The 677-nt window shown below is 46.7% G+C and carries 1 pseudogene; it reads right to left on the bottom strand.

Annotated elements, in window-relative coordinates:
* Positions 1-677: pseudogene (locus EK369_RS22960) on the bottom strand (hypothetical protein); the annotation flags it as partial.

Here is a 677-nt window from a genome sequence, read left to right as displayed (position 1 = left end):
CTGGAACTGGCACTTCTTTTTCAATAATTGTGGGTGGTGCGGGAACTTTAACTCTTTTTTCAATAACTGTTGGTACTCTTACTATTCTTTCTTCGTAGGACGGTACTTGAATAGTTTTTTCGACATAATTGGGGATTACGGTTCTTTCGATATAAGTTTTCTGAGGTGCAGGAGCTTCTTCCTCGGTCACCTGTTCTACTTGACGAATTGCTGGTGCTGGAGCTGGAGCTGCATTTATAGATTTCGATATATATAATCCACCTGAGATTCCAGCACTTGATCTTGATGCAGCTGGGGCGGGTTCTGGTATAACAGCTGGAGCTGGTGCTGGTGTTTCTATTACTTTTTCGTTGATGACCTCTACTTCTTTGTTAACATTTCCTCCATATTTTGTACTGCTGTATGTCTTTCCTCCTGCTGAGGCACCACTGTAAAGTGATCCGGCGGATCCTCCTTCTCCTGAAACTCCATGTAAACCTGCACCGGCAGACACACCACCTCCTGCAGTTGCTCCTGCATATAATCCTCCTGCAGCCCTTCCTTCGCTGACTGTGCCTCCGAGTCCTGCTCCTGCCTGTTGCCCATGTGGTGTTCCTGCCTTTGCAAATAATCCTCCATCAGCGGTATTACCTGTAAGCAGTCCTCCTAGACCTGCACTAGCATGACATCCCCAGAAG

Origin of the sequence: Shimia sediminis (genome assembly GCF_003990645.1) — a bacterium.
In the GTDB taxonomy this organism is placed as follows: domain Bacteria; phylum Pseudomonadota; class Alphaproteobacteria; order Rhodobacterales; family Rhodobacteraceae; genus Shimia; species Shimia sediminis.
This window is presented reverse-complemented; position numbering and strand designations above follow the sequence as displayed.